Origin of the sequence: Pseudomonas sp. RC10-4-2 (assembly GCF_050433085.1) — a bacterium.
GTDB lineage: Bacteria > Pseudomonadota > Gammaproteobacteria > Pseudomonadales > Pseudomonadaceae > Pseudomonas > Pseudomonas aeruginosa.
The window spans coordinates 44,192-59,258 of record NZ_JBNPXX010000001.1; the positions used below are offsets into that span (position 1 = coordinate 44,192).

The 15,067-nt window shown below is 69.3% G+C and carries 14 protein-coding genes and 1 pseudogene; 5 read left to right on the plus strand and 10 right to left on the minus strand.

Annotated features, from left to right (window positions below; all coding sequences use genetic code 11):
- Nucleotides 1-72: 72 nt before the first annotated feature.
- Nucleotides 73-735 (minus strand): annotated as a pseudogene (locus FHW81_RS00195) (LysR substrate-binding domain-containing protein); the annotation flags it as partial.
- Between FHW81_RS00195 and FHW81_RS00200 the strand changes: the two are divergent.
- Nucleotides 652-1,095 (plus strand): RidA family protein, encoded by a 444-nt coding sequence (locus FHW81_RS00200; protein ID WP_052156644.1) that lies wholly within the window; start codon nt 652-654, stop codon nt 1,093-1,095. The pseudogene FHW81_RS00195 and the gene FHW81_RS00200 sit on opposite strands and share 84 nt — an antisense overlap.
- A 31-nt stretch (nt 1,096-1,126) precedes the next feature.
- Here FHW81_RS00200 and xth read toward each other — a convergent pair whose 3' ends face one another.
- From xth to FHW81_RS00215, 3 genes are all read right to left on the minus strand, one after another.
- Nucleotides 1,127-1,927, minus strand: coding sequence for an exodeoxyribonuclease III (xth, locus tag FHW81_RS00205; protein ID WP_003101332.1), 801 nt, complete (start codon nt 1,925-1,927; stop codon nt 1,127-1,129).
- A 22-nt stretch (nt 1,928-1,949) separates the two neighbouring features.
- The gene (locus FHW81_RS00210; protein WP_003118177.1) at nt 1,950-2,513 is read right to left on the minus strand and encodes a type 1 glutamine amidotransferase; all 564 of its coding nucleotides are present in this window, start codon (nt 2,511-2,513) and stop codon (nt 1,950-1,952) included.
- 135 nt (nt 2,514-2,648) lie between these two features.
- On the minus strand, nt 2,649-3,581 hold the full coding sequence (locus tag FHW81_RS00215; RefSeq protein WP_003118999.1) for an NAD(P)/FAD-dependent oxidoreductase: 933 nt from the start codon (nt 3,579-3,581) through the stop codon (nt 2,649-2,651).
- Between the two features lie 80 nt (nt 3,582-3,661).
- Here FHW81_RS00215 and FHW81_RS00220 point away from each other — a divergent pair, with 80 nt between their 5' ends.
- Nucleotides 3,662-4,090 carry an Rrf2 family transcriptional regulator gene (locus tag FHW81_RS00220; protein WP_003115857.1) on the plus strand — a complete coding sequence of 143 codons (429 nt, stop codon included), beginning with the start codon at nt 3,662-3,664 and terminating at the stop codon, nt 4,088-4,090.
- Between the two features lie 64 nt (nt 4,091-4,154).
- Here the strand turns inward: FHW81_RS00220 and FHW81_RS00225 are convergent, their stop codons facing one another.
- Nucleotides 4,155-6,563, minus strand: coding sequence for a TonB-dependent siderophore receptor (locus tag FHW81_RS00225; RefSeq protein ID WP_023132419.1), 2,409 nt, complete (start codon nt 6,561-6,563; stop codon nt 4,155-4,157).
- A 342-nt stretch (nt 6,564-6,905) separates the two neighbouring features.
- Here FHW81_RS00225 and dkgB point away from each other — a divergent pair, with 342 nt between their 5' ends.
- On the plus strand, nt 6,906-7,724 hold the full coding sequence (gene dkgB, locus FHW81_RS00230; RefSeq protein ID WP_121412938.1) for a 2,5-didehydrogluconate reductase DkgB: 819 nt from the start codon (nt 6,906-6,908) through the stop codon (nt 7,722-7,724).
- 49 nt (nt 7,725-7,773) lie between these two features.
- Here dkgB and FHW81_RS00235 read toward each other — a convergent pair whose 3' ends face one another.
- Nucleotides 7,774-8,232 carry a GNAT family N-acetyltransferase gene (locus FHW81_RS00235; RefSeq protein WP_003159290.1) on the minus strand — a complete coding sequence of 153 codons (459 nt, stop codon included), beginning with the start codon at nt 8,230-8,232 and terminating at the stop codon, nt 7,774-7,776.
- Between the two features lie 131 nt (nt 8,233-8,363).
- On the opposite strand from FHW81_RS00235, the gene FHW81_RS00240 reads away from it, so the two are divergent.
- A complete protein-coding gene (locus FHW81_RS00240) occupies nt 8,364-9,854 on the plus strand; it encodes a PLP-dependent aminotransferase family protein (protein WP_033939971.1) in 1,491 nt (496 codons plus the stop codon).
- A 15-nt stretch (nt 9,855-9,869) separates the two neighbouring features.
- Here the strand turns inward: FHW81_RS00240 and FHW81_RS00245 are convergent, their stop codons facing one another.
- Nucleotides 9,870-10,196, minus strand: coding sequence for a gamma-glutamylcyclotransferase family protein (locus FHW81_RS00245; protein WP_033939969.1), 327 nt, complete (start codon nt 10,194-10,196; stop codon nt 9,870-9,872).
- 61 nt (nt 10,197-10,257) lie between these two features.
- On the minus strand, nt 10,258-11,967 hold the full coding sequence (locus FHW81_RS00250; RefSeq protein ID WP_003101313.1) for an amidase: 1,710 nt from the start codon (nt 11,965-11,967) through the stop codon (nt 10,258-10,260).
- Between the two features lie 304 nt (nt 11,968-12,271).
- Here FHW81_RS00250 and FHW81_RS00255 point away from each other — a divergent pair, with 304 nt between their 5' ends.
- Nucleotides 12,272-12,988, plus strand: coding sequence for an SDR family oxidoreductase (locus tag FHW81_RS00255; RefSeq protein ID WP_003101310.1), 717 nt, complete (start codon nt 12,272-12,274; stop codon nt 12,986-12,988).
- Between the two features lie 10 nt (nt 12,989-12,998).
- Here the strand turns inward: FHW81_RS00255 and FHW81_RS00260 are convergent, their stop codons facing one another.
- Both FHW81_RS00260 and FHW81_RS00265 read right to left on the minus strand, forming a co-directional pair.
- Entirely contained in the window at nt 12,999-14,030 is a 1,032-nt protein-coding gene (locus tag FHW81_RS00260) for a FecCD family ABC transporter permease (RefSeq protein WP_003118180.1), read from the minus strand.
- Nucleotides 14,027-15,049: a FecCD family ABC transporter permease gene (locus FHW81_RS00265; RefSeq protein ID WP_003118181.1), complete on the minus strand. Its 1,023-nt coding sequence runs from the start codon at nt 15,047-15,049 to the stop codon at nt 14,027-14,029. Before FHW81_RS00265 ends, FHW81_RS00260 begins: the two co-directional genes overlap by 4 nt.
- Nucleotides 15,050-15,067: the final 18 nt, after the last annotated feature.

The following is a 15,067-nucleotide window of genomic DNA, read 5'->3' on the forward strand; positions in this document are numbered from 1 at the left end:
GCGGGGCATATATAGAGCCCTGGCCGCTTACCATTACTCCAGGGTTTTCCAGGATACGCCGCCGCCCTTGTTTCAGAGCGGCGGATGCAACGGCGGCGCATGCCGCGCGATCAGTTCGGCGACCCACTCGATGAACACCCGCAGCTTGCCGCTGACGTGGCGGTTCGGCGGGAACGCCAGGTACAGCGGCATCGGCTCCAGGCTCCAGTCCTCGAACAGCGGCAGCAGCTCGCCGCGGGCGAGGGGCTCGCGCGCCATGTAGTGCGGCAGCCAGAGGATGCCCAGGCCGGCCAGCCCGGCCGCCAGGTAGGCGTTGCCGTCGTCCACCGCCAGCACATGACGGCCCGCCACCCGCAGGCATTCCTCGCCCCTGCGCATGGCGTAGGGCAGGGCCTTGCCGGTGCGCGCCCAGAGGAAGCCGACGATACGCTGGTGGCTGTCCTCCAGTTCGCGCGGGTGGCTCGGCACGCCGGCGCGCTGCAAGTAGGCCGGTGCCGCGTAGACCCCCAGTTGCAGGTCGCCGACCCGCCGCGCCATCAGCGACTGGTCGCGCAGTTCGCCGCCGCGGATGACGCAATCGACGTTCTCGTCGATCAGGTCGACGAGCCGATCGCTCACGCCCAGGTCGATCTGGATCTCCGGATAGCGCGCATGGAACTCGGGCAACGCCGGGATCAGCAGCAGCCGCGCCAGCGGGCTCGGTACGTCGATCCGGAGACGCCCGCGGGGCGCCAGGCCCTCTACGAGCGCAACCGCTATTCCCCGGCGGTCCGCAGCGACGGCCTGCTGTTCGTCTCCGGCCAGGTCGGCAGCCGCGACGACGGCTCTCCCGAACCCGAGCTGGAGACCCAGGTCCGCCGCGCCTTCGACAATCTGAATGCGGTGCTCGCCGCGGCCGGTTGCGGGTTCGACGATGTGCTCGACGTCACCGTGTTCATGGTCGACGCCGAGGCCAACTTCGAGCGCATCTGGAAGATCGTCCCGGAGTACTGGGGCGAGGCGCCGTACCCCACGCTGACGGCGGTGGGGGTGAACTGGCTGTATGGCTTCAGCTTCGAGATCAAGGTGGTCGCGAGGTTGCCGGAGGGGCGGTGAGAGCCGATGCGCAGTGCCGGGGCCAGCTCGGCTAGCGCCGGGGCTCTGAGGGACGCCGCAGGCTTACCCAGGCCGGCGCGTGGTCGCTGGCGTGCTCCTCGCCGCGCACCCAGCGATCCACCCCGGCGTCTTCCAGGTGGTCCGCCAGGCTGGCGCTGAGCAGCAGGTGGTCGATGCGCAGCCCGGCGTCGCGTTGCCAGTGCTGGCGGAAGTAGTCCCAGAAGGTATAGAGGCGCCGGTCGGGGAAACGCTGGCGTAGCGCGTCCACCCAGCCCTGCCGCAGGAGGCGCTCGAAGCACTCGCGGGACTCCGGCTGGAGCAGGGCGTCCTTTTTCCAGGAGCGGGTGTCGTAGATATCGAAGTCGCTGGGCACCACGTTGAAGTCGCCGGCCAGCACCACCGGATGGCCGCTCTCCATCAGCTCGGCGGCGTGTCGGATGAGGTGCTCGAACCAGGCCAGCTTGTAGTCGAACTTCGGTCCCGGCTGGGGATTGCCATTGGGCAGGTACAGGCTGGCCACCAGCAGGCCGTCGACGGCCGCTTCGAGGTAGCGGCTGTGGGGATCGCTGGCGTTGCCCGGCAGGCCGCGGCGTACCTCCAGCGGCTGGCTGTCGCGGGCGAGGATGGCGACGCCGTTCCACGCCGACTGGCCCTGCCAGATCGCGCCGTATCCGGCCTTCTCCAGCGCCGCGGCGGGGAAGCGCGCGTCGGGCGTCTTCAGTTCCTGCAGGCAGACGATGTCCGGCGCTTCCCGCTCCAGCCAGGCCAGCAGCGCGGCCAGCCGGGTCTGGATGCCGTTGACGTTGAAGGTGGCGATCTTCAGGGTGTCCACCGGTCGCCTCCGCGAATGACGATCAGGCGGCCGCCTGCAGGGCTTCGCCGATGGCTTCGTTGAACGCCTGCAAGTCACCCGGGTTGCGCGAGGTGATCAGGGTCCAGCCGTTCGCCGGGCAGACTTTCACCCGCGTGTCGACCCAGTCCGCGCCGGCGTTGGTCAGGTCGATACGCACGCTGGAATAGGAGGTCAGGGTCTTGCCGCGGGCGACACCGGCGTCGATCAGCAGCCAGGGGCCGTGGCAGATGGCGGCGACCGTCTTGCCTGCGTCGCTGAATTCCCTGACCAGGCGCCGGGCCTCGCTGTCCTGGCGTAGGGTGTCGGCATTCACCGTGCCGCCGGGGACCAGCAGCAAGTCGTAGTCCTCGGCGCGCAGGCCTTGCAGCCTGGCGTCGGAATTGACGATCAGGTCCTTCTCGCTGTCGTGTACCCAGGTCTGCGCTTCGCCGCCCTCGATGGTCGCGTGGGTGACCGTGGCGCCCTGTTGCTTCAGGGTCTTCAGCGGTTCGAGCAGCTCGTCGCGCTCGATGCCGGTGTTGGCGGTGATGACCAGGACGTTCTTGCCTTGCAGCTTCGCGCTCATGGTTTTCTCCTCTGCTGGGGCGCCCGTGGCGGGCGCCGTGGCGTGACATGCAGGAGAGTGGAAAGCTGGAGCGCCGGGGAGTTCGAAAGATTTGCCGGGCGGTGGGCCGGATCCTTGGCCTGTCAGCCTCCGGCGTCAGCGGAACAGCAGCGAATGATGCGCCGCGCCACCGGTGCGCGCGCCGTCGCCCACCGCGATGGCGACGTTGCCGGCCGCCAGCGCCGCGTCGCCGCAGGCGAAGACGCCGGGAACGCTGGTTTCGCGCATGCCGTCGGTCCTGATGAACGGCCCGCTCGGGCCGTCCTCGAACTCGCAGCCGAGCAACGCCGCCAGCGGGCTGGCCATGCGCGTACGCGGCTGGGTGAACAACCCCGCGAGCGTAATCGTGCGGCCACTGGCCAGGGTCACGTCGGCGCGCGCGCCGCCCAGCGCGACCACGGCTTCGCGCTCGATCGTCACGCCGCGCCGGTCCAGCCTGGACATTTGCTCGGCATCCGGTTCGAAGACGCCGTTGAGGAAAAAGGTGGTCGCTCCCCAGTCGGGCAACATCAGGGCGTGGTGGATGGCCAGCGGTGAGGCCGCCAGTACGCCAATCGGCCCGCCGTCCAGTTCGTAGCCGTGGCAATACGGGCAATGGAACACGTGCCGTCCCCAGCGCTCGGCAAGACCGGGGATCTCCGGCAGCTCGTCGGCGACCCCGCTGGCGAGGATCAGCCGGCGCGCGGTGAAACGTTCTCCGTTGGCGGCCTTCACCACGAAACCGTCCGCCTCCTTCTTCGCCGCGACGGCGGCTTCGGACAGCCACTCGACGCTGGGATAGGCCAGCAACTGCGCGCGGGCGTCATCGGCGATGGCCGCCGGATCGCGGCCGTCCTGGCCGAGAAAGCCGTGGGAGGCCCGGGCGAAGCGGTTGCGTCGCAGTCCCGTATCCATCACCAGCACCCTGCGCCGCGCCCGCGCCAGTTGCATGCCCGCGGAGATGCCGGCGTAGCTGCCACCCACGATGATCACGTCGAAAGTCATGGCGTATCTCCCATTCGGATAGTCACGAAACAACGTAAGTTTCATGAGATGCGCTTGTCAACGCTCTCGTAACTTTTTCTGTAGCGAGACATACTCATGGTCTTTCCGTCACGAGCCCGCCGTTCATGAGAAACGACACCCGCCTCTCGCGCATGCTCCATGTGCTGATCCATATGGCCCGCCACGAAGGGCCGGCGACGTCCGAAGCCATCGGGCAGATGCTCGGCACCAACCCGGTGGTGGTGCGACGGACCATGGCGCTGCTGAAGAACGAAGGCTACGTGAGTTCGGAGAAGGGCCATCGCGGCGGTTGGCGGCTGGCCAAGCCGTTGGCGGACATCACCTTGCTGGATATCCACCAGGCGCTGGGAGCGTCCTCGATCTTCGCCATCGGCCTGTCTACCGATCATCCGGAATGCCTGGTCGAGCAGGCGGTCAACGAAGCGCTCGGCGAGGCGTTCGAGGCGGCGCAGGCGTTGCTCCTGGAGCGCCTGGGGAGCGTCACGCTGGAGCAGTTGGCGAGCGAGTTCGAGCGCCGCTATCGGCCCTGCTGAGGCGCCTCGAAGGGCCGTTCGGACACCGCCGCCGCGCCTGCGGAGGCACGCCGGCGGTCCGGGATCAGAGCGAGTACTTCACCGTGAACATCAGGTTGCGCGGCTCGCCGTAGTTGAGGTTGCCGAAGTCGATGCCGCTGTAATAGTACTTGTCGAACAGGTTGTTGAAGTTCAGCCGCGTGTCGATCCGTTCGTTGACCTTGTAGCCGAGCATGGCGTTGACCACGGTGTAGCCGCCCTGCTGGAAACCGGTGCTGCTGTCCTCGGTCTTGCTCTGGGTGGCCAGGTCGCCGCCGACGCGCCATTTGTGCAGTTCGCCGGGTAGCGTATAGCTGGTGGCGAGCTTGAACAGGTGGCGTGGCTTGGCCGCGTCGAATGGCTTGCCCTCGTTGGCCTTGTTGCTGTCGTGCTTGTACTTGGCGTCGACGTAGGTATAGCCGGCCATCATCTGCCAGTCGTCGCTCAGCGCACCGCTCAGCTCCAGGTCGACGCCCTGGCTGCGGACCTTGCCCGAAGCGCGCGAGCAATAGCGCGAGGTGGGGCTGAAGGGGCATGGCGAGGGGCCGCCGACGTCCTCGGTGGCGCGGTTTTCCTGGTCGATCTGGAACAGAGCGATCTGCGAATTGAGCGCGCCGCCGAAGTGTTCGCCCTTCAGGCCGATCTCGTAGTTCTTGCCGGTGATCGGGTCGAGCAGGCCGCCGCCGGCGTCGAAGTTGCTCTGCGGCTTGAAGATGTCGGTATAGCTGGCGTAGACCGAGTAGGTCTGGTTCAGGTCGTAGATCACCCCGGCATAGCGGGTGACGTTGCGGGTGACCTTGTAGCTGTCGGTATCGGCGTCGGCCTTGTACCAGTCCAGGCGCCCGCCGAGGATCACTTTCAGCGGGTCGGCGAGGTTCAACCGGGTGGTGAGGTAGGCGCCTTTCTGTTCCTGGTCGAGCTTCATGCCCCACAGGCTGGTGTTCAGCCTCGGCTTGAGAGTCGAGCTCGGGTCCCACTGGGTCGGGTCCATCGGCCCGGTGGGGGTGCCGTCCTTGTTGAACAGGCTGCCCCAGCCGCCGTGGCCGTCGAAGCGTTCCTGGCGATAGCTGGCGCCGACCACCAGCTCGTGCTCGCGGCCGAGCAACTGGAAGGGACCGTTGGCATAGGCGTCATAGCTGTCGTGGTCGTCGGTGTAGCTGTAGTCGCCGGGGTTCTGGGTCATGCTGGCGCAGCCGGTGGACGAGTAGTAGCAGTCGTTGTACAGCCCGAGCATGTTGATTCGCGCCCACAGCTTGTCGGCGGCCAGCTTCATCTGCCAACCGTTGGCGAAGCGGTGGGTCAGGTCGCTGAACAGGTGGGTGGTGTCGGTATCCCAGTAGGACCAGTCGGCGCCGTAATAGGACGAGCGCTTGAGGTCCAGGTGGCGGCCGCCCAGCGGGCTGGGCAGGCCTACCCAGTTGTCGTTGCGGTTGTCGTTCTGGTTCGAGGCGCCGATGGCGAAGGTGGTGTCCGGGCTCAGGTCGGCTTCGGCGATCCCGTAGAACACGCCGCGTTCGCTGCTGACGTGGTCCTGGAAGCTGTTGCCTTTCTGGTAGGCGACCACCGCGCGGCCGCGCAGGGTTCCTTCGCTGTTCAGCGGGCCGGAAACGTCGGCCTCGCTGCGATAGCGGTCCCAGGTGCCGACGCTGCCTTGCAGGGAGGCGCGGAAGTCCTGGGTCGGACGCTTGCGCACCATGTTGATCGCCGCCGCCGGGTTGCCTGCGCCCTGCATCAGTCCGGTGGCGCCGCGCACCACTTCGACGCGGTCGAACATGGCCAGGTCGGCGGCGGAAATGACGTCCTGGGTATAGGTGGAAATGCTCGTCGGCAGGCCGTCGTACATGATGTTGTCGACGTCGAAGCCGCGCGCCGCGTACTTCACCCGGGCCGGCCCGTACTGTTGCACGGTGAGGCCGGTGACGCCCTTCACCGCGTCGTTGAGGTCGCGCATGCCCTGGTCGTCCATGCGCTGGCGGGTGACCACGCTGACCGACTGAGGGGTCTCGCGGATCGACATCGCCAGCTTGGTCGAGGTGCGCATCGCCCGCGTGGTGTAGGAGCCGCTGTCTTCGGTGATGGCGGCGGTGGCCGGGTCCTGGGTGGCGACCACGCTGAGCGCGCCGAGGTCGACGCTGTCGCCGGGGGCGATGCCGGCACCTGTCGCCGCGGCCTCGACCCAGGCGTCGCCGCCCCGTACCTCCCCGCTCAGTCCGGAACCTGCGAGCAGACGCTGCAGTGCCTCGCTTGGCTCCAGCGTGCCGCGTAGGGCCGGTGCGCGCCGGTCGGCCACGGCCGCGCGGTCGAAACGGATGCGCAGGCCGCTGGCGCCCTGCAATTGCTCGAGGGATGCGGCCAGGGGCTGGGCGGGAAGGTCAAGGGCGATGGGAGCGGCCTGGGCGGCCAGGGAAAGCGAGGAGAGACCGAGCAATAACGCACTGGAAACGACGTGTTTCATCTGCAGTGTCCTGGATGGCGGCGCAGGCAGGCCGTTGGCGCGACCGGCTGCGTTTCTTGTTTATGTGGGAAACCGGCGTAGGAATTCGCGGCGGGGCAAGTGTATGTAAATGTAAAAATGGAGTAAATGATAGAGATTATCGTTATCAGTGGTATTCGCAGGAATCCGATGAACTGCGTCCTGCCAGCGGCTGACGGGGATTCTCGCTGCATACCTCCCGTGAAGGCCGTCTGGATTCGTGACTCCAGCGCAAATGAATTTGCTCGATTCGGGTCTTAATCGAAGAGATGTAAGCCGCCACACTGCGCTTCATTCGAGCCATCCCGCCCACGGAGCGCAGCCATGTCGTCCACCATCCACCCCCTCCCGTCCTTCGGTCTCGGCACCTTCCGCCTTACCGGCCAGGTCGTCGTCGACTCGGTGCGCAGCGCCCTCGAACTGGGCTATCGCGCCATCGATACCGCGCAGATCTACGGCAACGAGGCGGATATCGGCCGCGCGATCGCCGAGAGCGGCGTACCGCGTTCCGAGCTGTTCCTCACTACCAAGGTCTGGGTCGACAACTACGCCCGCGAAAAGCTGCTCGCCAGCCTGCGCGAGAGTCTGGAGAAACTGCGCACCGACCGGTTGGACCTGGTCCTGATCCATTGGCCGGCACCCGGCAACGGCGTCGAGCTGGCGGAGTACATGGCGGCGCTGGCGGAAGCCAAGTCCCTGGGCCTGGCCCGGCGGATCGGCGTCTCCAACTTCAACATCGAACTGACCCGCCAGGCCATCGCCGCGGTCGGTGCGGGCGAGATATCCACCAACCAGATCGAACTCAGCCCTTACTTGCAGAACCGCGCGCTGACCGCCTACCTCGAGGAGCAGGGCATCGCGGTCACCTCGTACATGACCCTGGCCTACGGCAAGGTGCTGAAGGACCCGACGCTGGCCGGGATAGCCGCCAGGCACCGGGCCACGGTCGCCCAGGTGGCGCTGGCCTGGGCGATGCAACTGGGCTACGCGGTGATTCCGTCCTCGACCCGCCGCGAGAACCTCGCCAGCAACCTGCTGGCGCGCGACCTGCGCCTGGACGCCGAGGACATGGCGCGCATCGCCGGCCTCGAGCGTAACGGCCGCGAGGTCAGTCCGCAGGGCCTGGCGCCGGCCTGGGACTGAGAACCGCGTCGAGGGTCCGCCGCGCCGAGGCTCCGGTCGCGCGGCCGGTTCAGAGCTCGATGCGGTATTCGATCACCCCCGGCTTGTCCGCCACCCAGTCGTACAGGCGCTGCGCCCTGTGGTTGCTTTCCTGGGTATGCCAGTAGAGCCGCGCGCAGCGACGTTCCTCGGCCTGCCGGCGGACGTACTCGATCAACTGCTTGCCGATCTGCTGGCCGCGCACGTCGGGCGAGACATAGAGGTCTTCCAGGTAGCAGACGTCCTGTGCCGCCCAGGTCGAGCGGTGGTAGAGGAAGTTGACGATGCCATGCAGGCGGCTACCGTCGGTGGCCACGGCGCAGTGCATCGGTTCGCCCTCGTCGAAGAAGCGCCGCCAGGTGGCCTCGGTGGCCTGTGCCGAGAGTTCGACTTCATAGAACGCCTGGTAGGCCTTCCAGTATTCGAGCCACTGCTCGAAGTCCTCGTGTGCCACGGGGCGTACCGATACCAGTGTGTGCAGGGATTGCATCCAGTGCTTCCTTCTTTGGCTTGATGGGGCGATCCGGCGGAGGCCGGGACCGAGGGTCTTGACCCGGCTGTTTTTATAGCCGCCTAATGGCTTGCCATACCCCACCAATTAGATAATCGAGGGCAGACCATTTGTTCAGGCAGTCACTGCTCGAGTCGGTCAAGGCGCGCCTCCTCCATCCACAGCTCCAGGCCCTGCCGCTGCATGCGCGAATCCAGCGCGCGATCCGCCAACTGATCCTCGACGGTGCGCTGGCGCCGGGCAATCCGTTGCCGGCCTCGCGGGCGCTGGCGCAGTCGTTGGGGGTATCCCGCGACACCGTCGAAGCGGCCTATTCGCACCTGCATGCCGAGGGCTTCATCGAGCGTCGGGTCGGCAGCGGCAGCGTGGTCGCCGCGGCTACCCGGCTGTCCCCCGGCCGGCGCGGCGCGGGCGCTCCACGACGGGGCGGCGGCGCGCCGCGACTGAGCCGGCGTGGCGAGGCGATGCAGGCTGGCGGCGGGGTTCGCGAGCAGCTCGTCCCGCGCCCCTTCGCTCCCGGCGTGCCGGAGACCCGCACCTTTCCCCTGGCGACCTGGGAGCGCCTGCAGCGCCAGGTCCTCAAGGAATACGGCGCGTGCGCCCTGACCCATGGCGACCCGCAGGGTGCCGAACCGCTGCGCCAGGCGATCGCCGACTACGTCAACCTGGAGCGTGGCGCACGGGCCACGGCCGACCGGGTACTGGTGCTGACCAGTTCGCAACAGGCGCTGGGTCTTTGCGCCAGCGTGCTGCTCGACGCCGGCGAGCGGATATTCGTCGAGGACCCGGCCTACTACGGCGCGCGCAAGGCCTTCGAGGCCGCAGGCCTGGAGTGCCTGCCGGTCCCGGTCGACGAACAGGGCCTGCGGCCCGAGCCGATCCTCGCCCAGCCGCAGGCGGCGCGGGCGCTGTGCCTGACCCCGTCGCACCATTACCCGACCGGCGTGACCCTGTCGCTGGAGCGCCGCCTGGCGCTGATCGAATGGGCGCAGCGGCAGCAGGCATGGATCATCGAGGACGACTACGACAGCGAGTTCCACTACGCCGGCCGGCCCACCGCCTGCGTGCAAGGCCTGGACGCCCACGAGCGGACGCTCTACATCGGCACGTTCACCAAGTCGCTGTTTCCCGGCCTGCGCATCGGCTACATGGTTCTGCCGCCGGCGCTGGTGGCGCCGATGACCGTCGCCCGCTCCCTGCAGGACGGGCACAACGCCTCGCTGGCGCAACTGACCCTGGCGCGCTTCATCGCCGGCGGCCATTTCGGCGCCTATGTGCGCGGCATGCGCAATCTCTACGGCGAGCGCCTGGGATTCCTCGCGGAGCGGGTGGGCAAGCGTCTGGGCGGCCTGGTCGAGCCGCGCGTGCCGGCCGGCGGGCTACAGATGCCCGGGCTGCTTTGCGCGGGAATCGACGAAACGCGCGCCATCGCGGCGGCATACCGCGCCGGTGTCGAGCTGGTCGGGCTCAGCGCCCTGCATCTCGCCGCGCCACCGCGAGCGGGTTTCCTGATGGGCTTCGCCGCCTACACCACGGACGAGCTGGAGGCGGCGGTCGGGGTCCTCGCGAAGACCCTGCGCGGTTTGCGTGCGAATCCCTAGGCCGCCGGCAAGCGCTCAGTCGCGCAGGGCGTAGACGTAGGCATCGACCTGGGCGCCGTCGGCCAGCGTTACCCGGGTCGCCACGCGCCGGTATTCGGTGCCTTCGAATTCATCCAGCGCGGGCCAGTGCTCGGCGAGGCGGTCGGAGACGAACACATGGCCGTGGATTTCCTCGCCGTCGGCGTCGATCGCCAGGCCCGGAAAGCCCATCCCGGCACCCCAGCCCTTTTCCAGCAGGCGACCGCGGAGGCTGGCCGCCTGCCATTGCCCGCCGATCTTCTGCATCAGGTGTTCGTTGGGACGGCCGGGGCCGAGGCCGCCGTAGACGAAGAGTCGCTGCATCGATAACTCCCTTGAACGGAAGAGCGTGGGCGCAAGACGCGAAGCCTTCCGCCCGCGCCTTTCACTTGCTTGCCAGCGGTGGAGTACGCGGCGGCACGATACGCCGCGAGCCGGTCGACTCGAAGGCCGCGGCGAAGCGCAGCAGCGCCGAGTCGTCGTAGGCGCGGCCGGCGAAGGTCAGGCCCACCGGCATGCCGATGTCGGCCATCACCCCCATCGGTACGGTGACCGTCGGCACGCCGAGGTGGCGGATGGCGAGGTTGCCGTTGGCGACCCAGACACCGTTGCTCCAGGCGATGTCGGCCGAGGCCGGGTTGACGTCGGCGTCCGCCGGGCCGACGTCGGCGACGGTGGGGAAGAGCACGGCGTCCAGGCGCAGGCGTCGCATCCACTCCTCGAGGTCGATCCGCCGGGTTTCCTCGAGGCCGCGCAGGCCATCGGGGAGGGTCGCGATCCGGTCCCAGGGCTTGATGCCGCGCTCGGCCATCCGCACGTATTCGTCCATGCCGGCGGCCAGGTCGCCCTCGCGGTTGGGCAGGGTGCCGGGGTCGTGGGGGAAGATCTGCGGGCCGTCGACATCCGCCAGGCGGTTCAGCTTCGGATCGCCATTGGCGCGCAGGAAGTCGTCGAAGCCCCAGGCCGAGAGTTCCCACAGCTCGTCGTGGAGGAATTCCTTCGACACCAGGCCGCGGTTGAACACGGTGGGCGCGCCGGGTCGGTCGCCTTCGCAGTTCGACACCAGCGGGAAGTCCACCTCGATCACTTCGGCGCCGGCGGCTTCCAGGGCCTTGCGCGCCTGTTCCCAGAGGGCGATGACCGAGGGCCGGGTATGGATGCGCTGGCCGGTCGGGCCGCCGATCCCGGGGGACTCGCTGGTGCCCGCATCGGGGTCGGCGTTGATGAACATGCGCGGCACGCCGAAGCGCTTGCCGGCCAGGGCCTCGGCGCCTGCGGCCAGGGCCGGGTAGCTCGCCGGGCGTACCTCGGAGGCCTTGGGGATCGGCACCCAGGGCTGCATGCGCCAGAGGTCGCCGCGAGTATCGGGATCGTCGGCGACCACTACGTCGAGGATTTCCAGCAGGTCGGCCATGCTCCGCGCATAGGGCACCACCACGTCCATGGTCGGCGTCAGCGGCCAGTTGCCGCGCACCGAGATCACCCCGCGCGAAGGGGTGTAGGCGCACAGGCCGTTGTTCGACGCCGGGCCGCGCCCGCTCGACCAGGTTTCCTCGGCCAGGCCGAAGGCGGCGAAGCTGGCCGCGGTGGCGGTGCCGGCGCCATTGGAGGACCCCGAGGCGAAGGGCGCGGTGAGGTAGGCGGCATTGTACGGGCTCTCCGCGCGGCCGTAGACGCCGCGCTGCATGCCGCCGTTGGCCATGGGCGGCATGTTGGTCTTGCCCAGGCAGATCGCCCCGGCGGCGCGCAGGCGCTCGACGGTGAAGGCATCGCGCTGGGCCACCAGGTCCTTGAACGCCGGGCTGCCGGAAGCCGCGGTGAGGCCCTTGACCAGGTAGCTGTCCTTGGCGGTGTAGGGAATGCCGTCCAGCGGACCGAGGGGCTCGCCACGCGCCCGGCGGGCGTCGGAGGCCTGCGCTTCGGCCAGCGCATCGGGATTGCGCACCACCACCGCGTTCAGCGCGGTGGGCGTGCCGGGTGCATCGTAGGCGTCGATCCGCGCCAGGTAGGCCTGGACCAGTTCGACCGCCGTGGTACGACCGGACTCGAGCGCGTCACGCAGCTCGGCGATGGAAACCTCGGTGACCTCGATCATGCTGTCACCGCCTGGCGAATGGAGACGGGGAGACCGTTAGCGACGCTCATCATCGTTCCTCTTGTTCTCTGCTTGCTGCGACGGGGGCCGCGAGGCGGCCGGGTCGATACAGGGGATGCAGTGTACATCCTGGCCGGCGCTCGCGGCTTCCCTGGCGGGGCGCGGCAACGGCCTCGCAGGTCCTGGCCAGTGTCTGGGGTTGCCGCCGAAGCGCGGCGTCGGAGAAAGTCCGCGGGCTGTCGCCGGCCGCCGGCGAGGCGTAAGGTGCGGCGTCGGGGGGACCATTTCACACAGGGGAATCGTCATGACGAATCATCGTACCGCGCTGGTCACCGGCGCCACCCGTGGCATCGGCCTGGCCCTGGCCAGGCGCTTGGCGGCCTCCGGCTGGAGTGTAGTGGGCATCGCCCGCCATGCGAGCGACGACTTTCCTGGACGTCTGCTGTGCTGCGACCTGGCCGATCCTGCGCAAACCGCCGAGACGCTGCGCGGATTGCTCTCGGAAAGCGCCGTGGATGCCTTGGTCAACAACGCCGGGATCGCCTTGCCGCAAAGCCTGGAGAACCTCGACCTGGCCGCTCTGCAACAGGTCTTCGACCTCAACGTGCGGGTCGCCGTGCAGCTTGCCCAGGCCTGCCTGCCGGGGCTCAAGCGTTCGCCGGCGGGCCGCATCGTCAACCTGTGCAGCCGGGCGATCCACGGCGCCCGCGAACGCACCGCCTACGCCGCGGCGAAGAGCGCGCTGGTCGGGGTGACTCGCACCTGGGCGCTGGAGCTGGCGCCGCTGGGCATCACGGTCAACGCGGTGGCGCCCGGGCCGATCGAGACCGAGCTGTTCCGCCAGACCCGCCCGGTCGGCGGCGAGGAGGAACGGCGGATTCTCTCGACCATCCCCATGCAGCGGCTCGGGCGGCCGGACGAAGTGGCCGCGCTGATCGAGTTCCTGCTCAGCGAGGGCGCTTCGTTCGTCACCGGCCAGGTGATCGGTGTCGACGGCGGCGGCAGCCTGGGCGGTCGTTGAGGCCGGGGCTTCAGATCCGGCGGCTGCGCAGCAGTAGCCAGAGCAGGTAGAAACCGCCGAGCAGGCCGGTCATCAGGCCGATCGGCAGGTTGGCGACGTATGCCAGGCGCTGGCCGAGCAGGTCGGCGGCCAGCAGCAGGACCGCGCCCATCAATGCGCCGGACAGCAACGGCACCCCGGCCGAGCGGGTCAGGCGCCGGGCCAGTTGCGGGCCGGCCAGGGCGATGAAGGCGATGGGGCCGGCCGCGGCGGTGGCGATGGCGGTCATGCCGACGGCGACCATGACCATCTGCAAGCGCACGCGCTCCACCGCCACGCCGAGCTGGGCGGCGCTGGCATCGCCCAGCTCCAGCACTTCCAGGCGACGACCGTGGTACAGCGCCAGCGGCACGCTGGCGAGCAGGCCCAGCGCTGCCGGGACGACGTGCGACCAGGTCCGGGTGTTCAGCGAGCCGGCCAGCCAGAGCTGGGCGTACATCGCCTGGTCGAGGTTGCCGGTGACCAGCAGCAGGCTGTTCAGACCCGACAGGCTGGCGCCGACACCGATGCCCACCAGCACCAGGCGGTAGCCGCCGGCGGTGGCGCCCCGGCGCGCCAGCAGCACCACCGCCAGCGCCGTGCAGAGGCCGGCGGCCAGCGCCGCCAGCGAGGTGGCCAGCGGGCCGGCATCGAACAGGATGATCTGCACGATGGCGCCGCTGGCGGCGCCGGTGGTGAAACCGATGACGTCGGGCGAGCCCAGCGGATTGCGCGAGATCGACTGGAAGATCGCCCCGGCCATGCCCAGCGCGGCGCCGACCAGGCAGGCGGTGAGCACCCGTGGCAGGCGTACGCGCTGGACGATGCGCTGGGCGGTGGGGTCCTGGCCCTGGCCGAGCAGGCTGGCGAACACCTCTGCCGGGCCCAGCGCCAGGCTGCCGGTCCCCAGCAGCGCCGCCGCCAGCGCCAGTCCGACCCCCGCGAGGACCAGGCAGGCCAGCGCCGCCCGTGGCCGCCAACGCAGCGACAGGGAGCCCAGGCGCAGGGCGTGGAGACCGTTCACAGGCGGCTCAGGCGGAAGCGCCTGACCAGGACGATGAAGGCCGGTCCGCCGAGCAGCAAAGCGACGATTCCGGCGGCGATCTCCGCCGGCGCCGCCAGCAGCCGCCCGAGGATGTCGGCGCCGAGCAGCAGGCCGGCGGCGATCAGCGCCGAGAAAGGCAGGATCCAGCGCTGGTCCGGTCCGGCCAGCAGTCGCGCGAGGTGCGGGGCGACCAGGCCGACGAAGGCGATCGGCCCGGCCAGGGCGGTCGCCGCGCCGGCCAGCAGCATCACCGCCAGGCAGGCGAGCAGCCAGGTCAGGCGCAGGTCGACGCCGAGCGCCCGGCCGATCTCCTGGCCCAGGGCCAGGGCATTGAGCCTGGCGGCGAGGGCGAAGGCGGCGGCCAGCCCGGCGCCGATGGCCAGGCCCGGCCATCCGAGCAGGGCGAAGCCGCTGCCGGAAAGCGAGCCGGCGGCCCAGTGGCGGAAGCGGTCGAAGACTTCCGGCGGGGCGTTCAGCACGATGATCCCGGTCAGCGAGGCGAGCATCACTGACAAGCCGGCACCCGCCAGCACCAGGCGCACCGGGTTGGTGCCGGTCTCGCGGGCCTGGCCGAGAAGGAATACGGCGATGCCGGCCAGGCCGGCGCCGAGGAAGGCGCAACCGAGGTACTGGCCCATGCTCGCCAGGTCGAACAGCGCGACCCCGACGATCACCGCCAGCGCCGCGCCGGCGTTGATCCCCAGCAGGCCGGGTTCGGCCAGCGGATTGCGCGTCAGCGCTTGCATCAGCGCGCCGGCCACTCCCAGCGCCGCGCCGGCCAGCAGCGCCACCAGGGTGCGTGGCAGGCGCAGTTCGCGTACCACCAGGTGGCGATCATCGTGCGGATCGACGGCTTGCAGGGCGTCCAGTGTGACCGCCAGGGGCACCGGCCGCGAGCCCAGCGCCAGGCTGGCCAGGGCCGCCAGCGCGAGCAGCAGCGCGCCGGCGAGCAGGCCCCAGGCGCGCAGGCGCCGGCGGCGCATCGGGGACGCCTGCATGAGCGGACTTCCGGCGAA

What these genes read in the sequence shown, in the direction of transcription:
- dkgB (WP_121412938.1), top strand. Translation starts at nt 6,906, where the DNA reads ATGTCGTCCACCATCCACCCCCTCCCGTCCTTCGGTCTCGGCACCTTC.
- FHW81_RS00215 (WP_003118999.1), bottom strand. Translation starts at nt 3,581, where the DNA reads ATGAAACTTACGTTGTTTCGTGACTATCCGAATGGGAGATACGCCATG.
- FHW81_RS00210 (WP_003118177.1), bottom strand. Translation starts at nt 2,513, where the DNA reads ATGAGCGCGAAGCTGCAAGGCAAGAACGTCCTGGTCATCACCGCCAAC.
- FHW81_RS00235 (WP_003159290.1), bottom strand. Translation starts at nt 8,232, where the DNA reads ATGCAATCCCTGCACACACTGGTATCGGTACGCCCCGTGGCACACGAG.
- FHW81_RS00245 (WP_033939969.1), bottom strand. Translation starts at nt 10,196, where the DNA reads ATGCAGCGACTCTTCGTCTACGGCGGCCTCGGCCCCGGCCGTCCCAAC.
- FHW81_RS00255 (WP_003101310.1), top strand. Translation starts at nt 12,272, where the DNA reads ATGACGAATCATCGTACCGCGCTGGTCACCGGCGCCACCCGTGGCATC.
- FHW81_RS00250 (WP_003101313.1), bottom strand. Translation starts at nt 11,967, where the DNA reads ATGATCGAGGTCACCGAGGTTTCCATCGCCGAGCTGCGTGACGCGCTC.
- FHW81_RS00200 (WP_052156644.1), top strand. Translation starts at nt 652, where the DNA reads ATGGAACTCGGGCAACGCCGGGATCAGCAGCAGCCGCGCCAGCGGGCT.
- FHW81_RS00220 (WP_003115857.1), top strand. Translation starts at nt 3,662, where the DNA reads ATGAGAAACGACACCCGCCTCTCGCGCATGCTCCATGTGCTGATCCAT.
- FHW81_RS00225 (WP_023132419.1), bottom strand. Translation starts at nt 6,563, where the DNA reads ATGAAACACGTCGTTTCCAGTGCGTTATTGCTCGGTCTCTCCTCGCTT.
- FHW81_RS00265 (WP_003118181.1), bottom strand. Translation starts at nt 15,049, where the DNA reads ATGCAGGCGTCCCCGATGCGCCGCCGGCGCCTGCGCGCCTGGGGCCTG.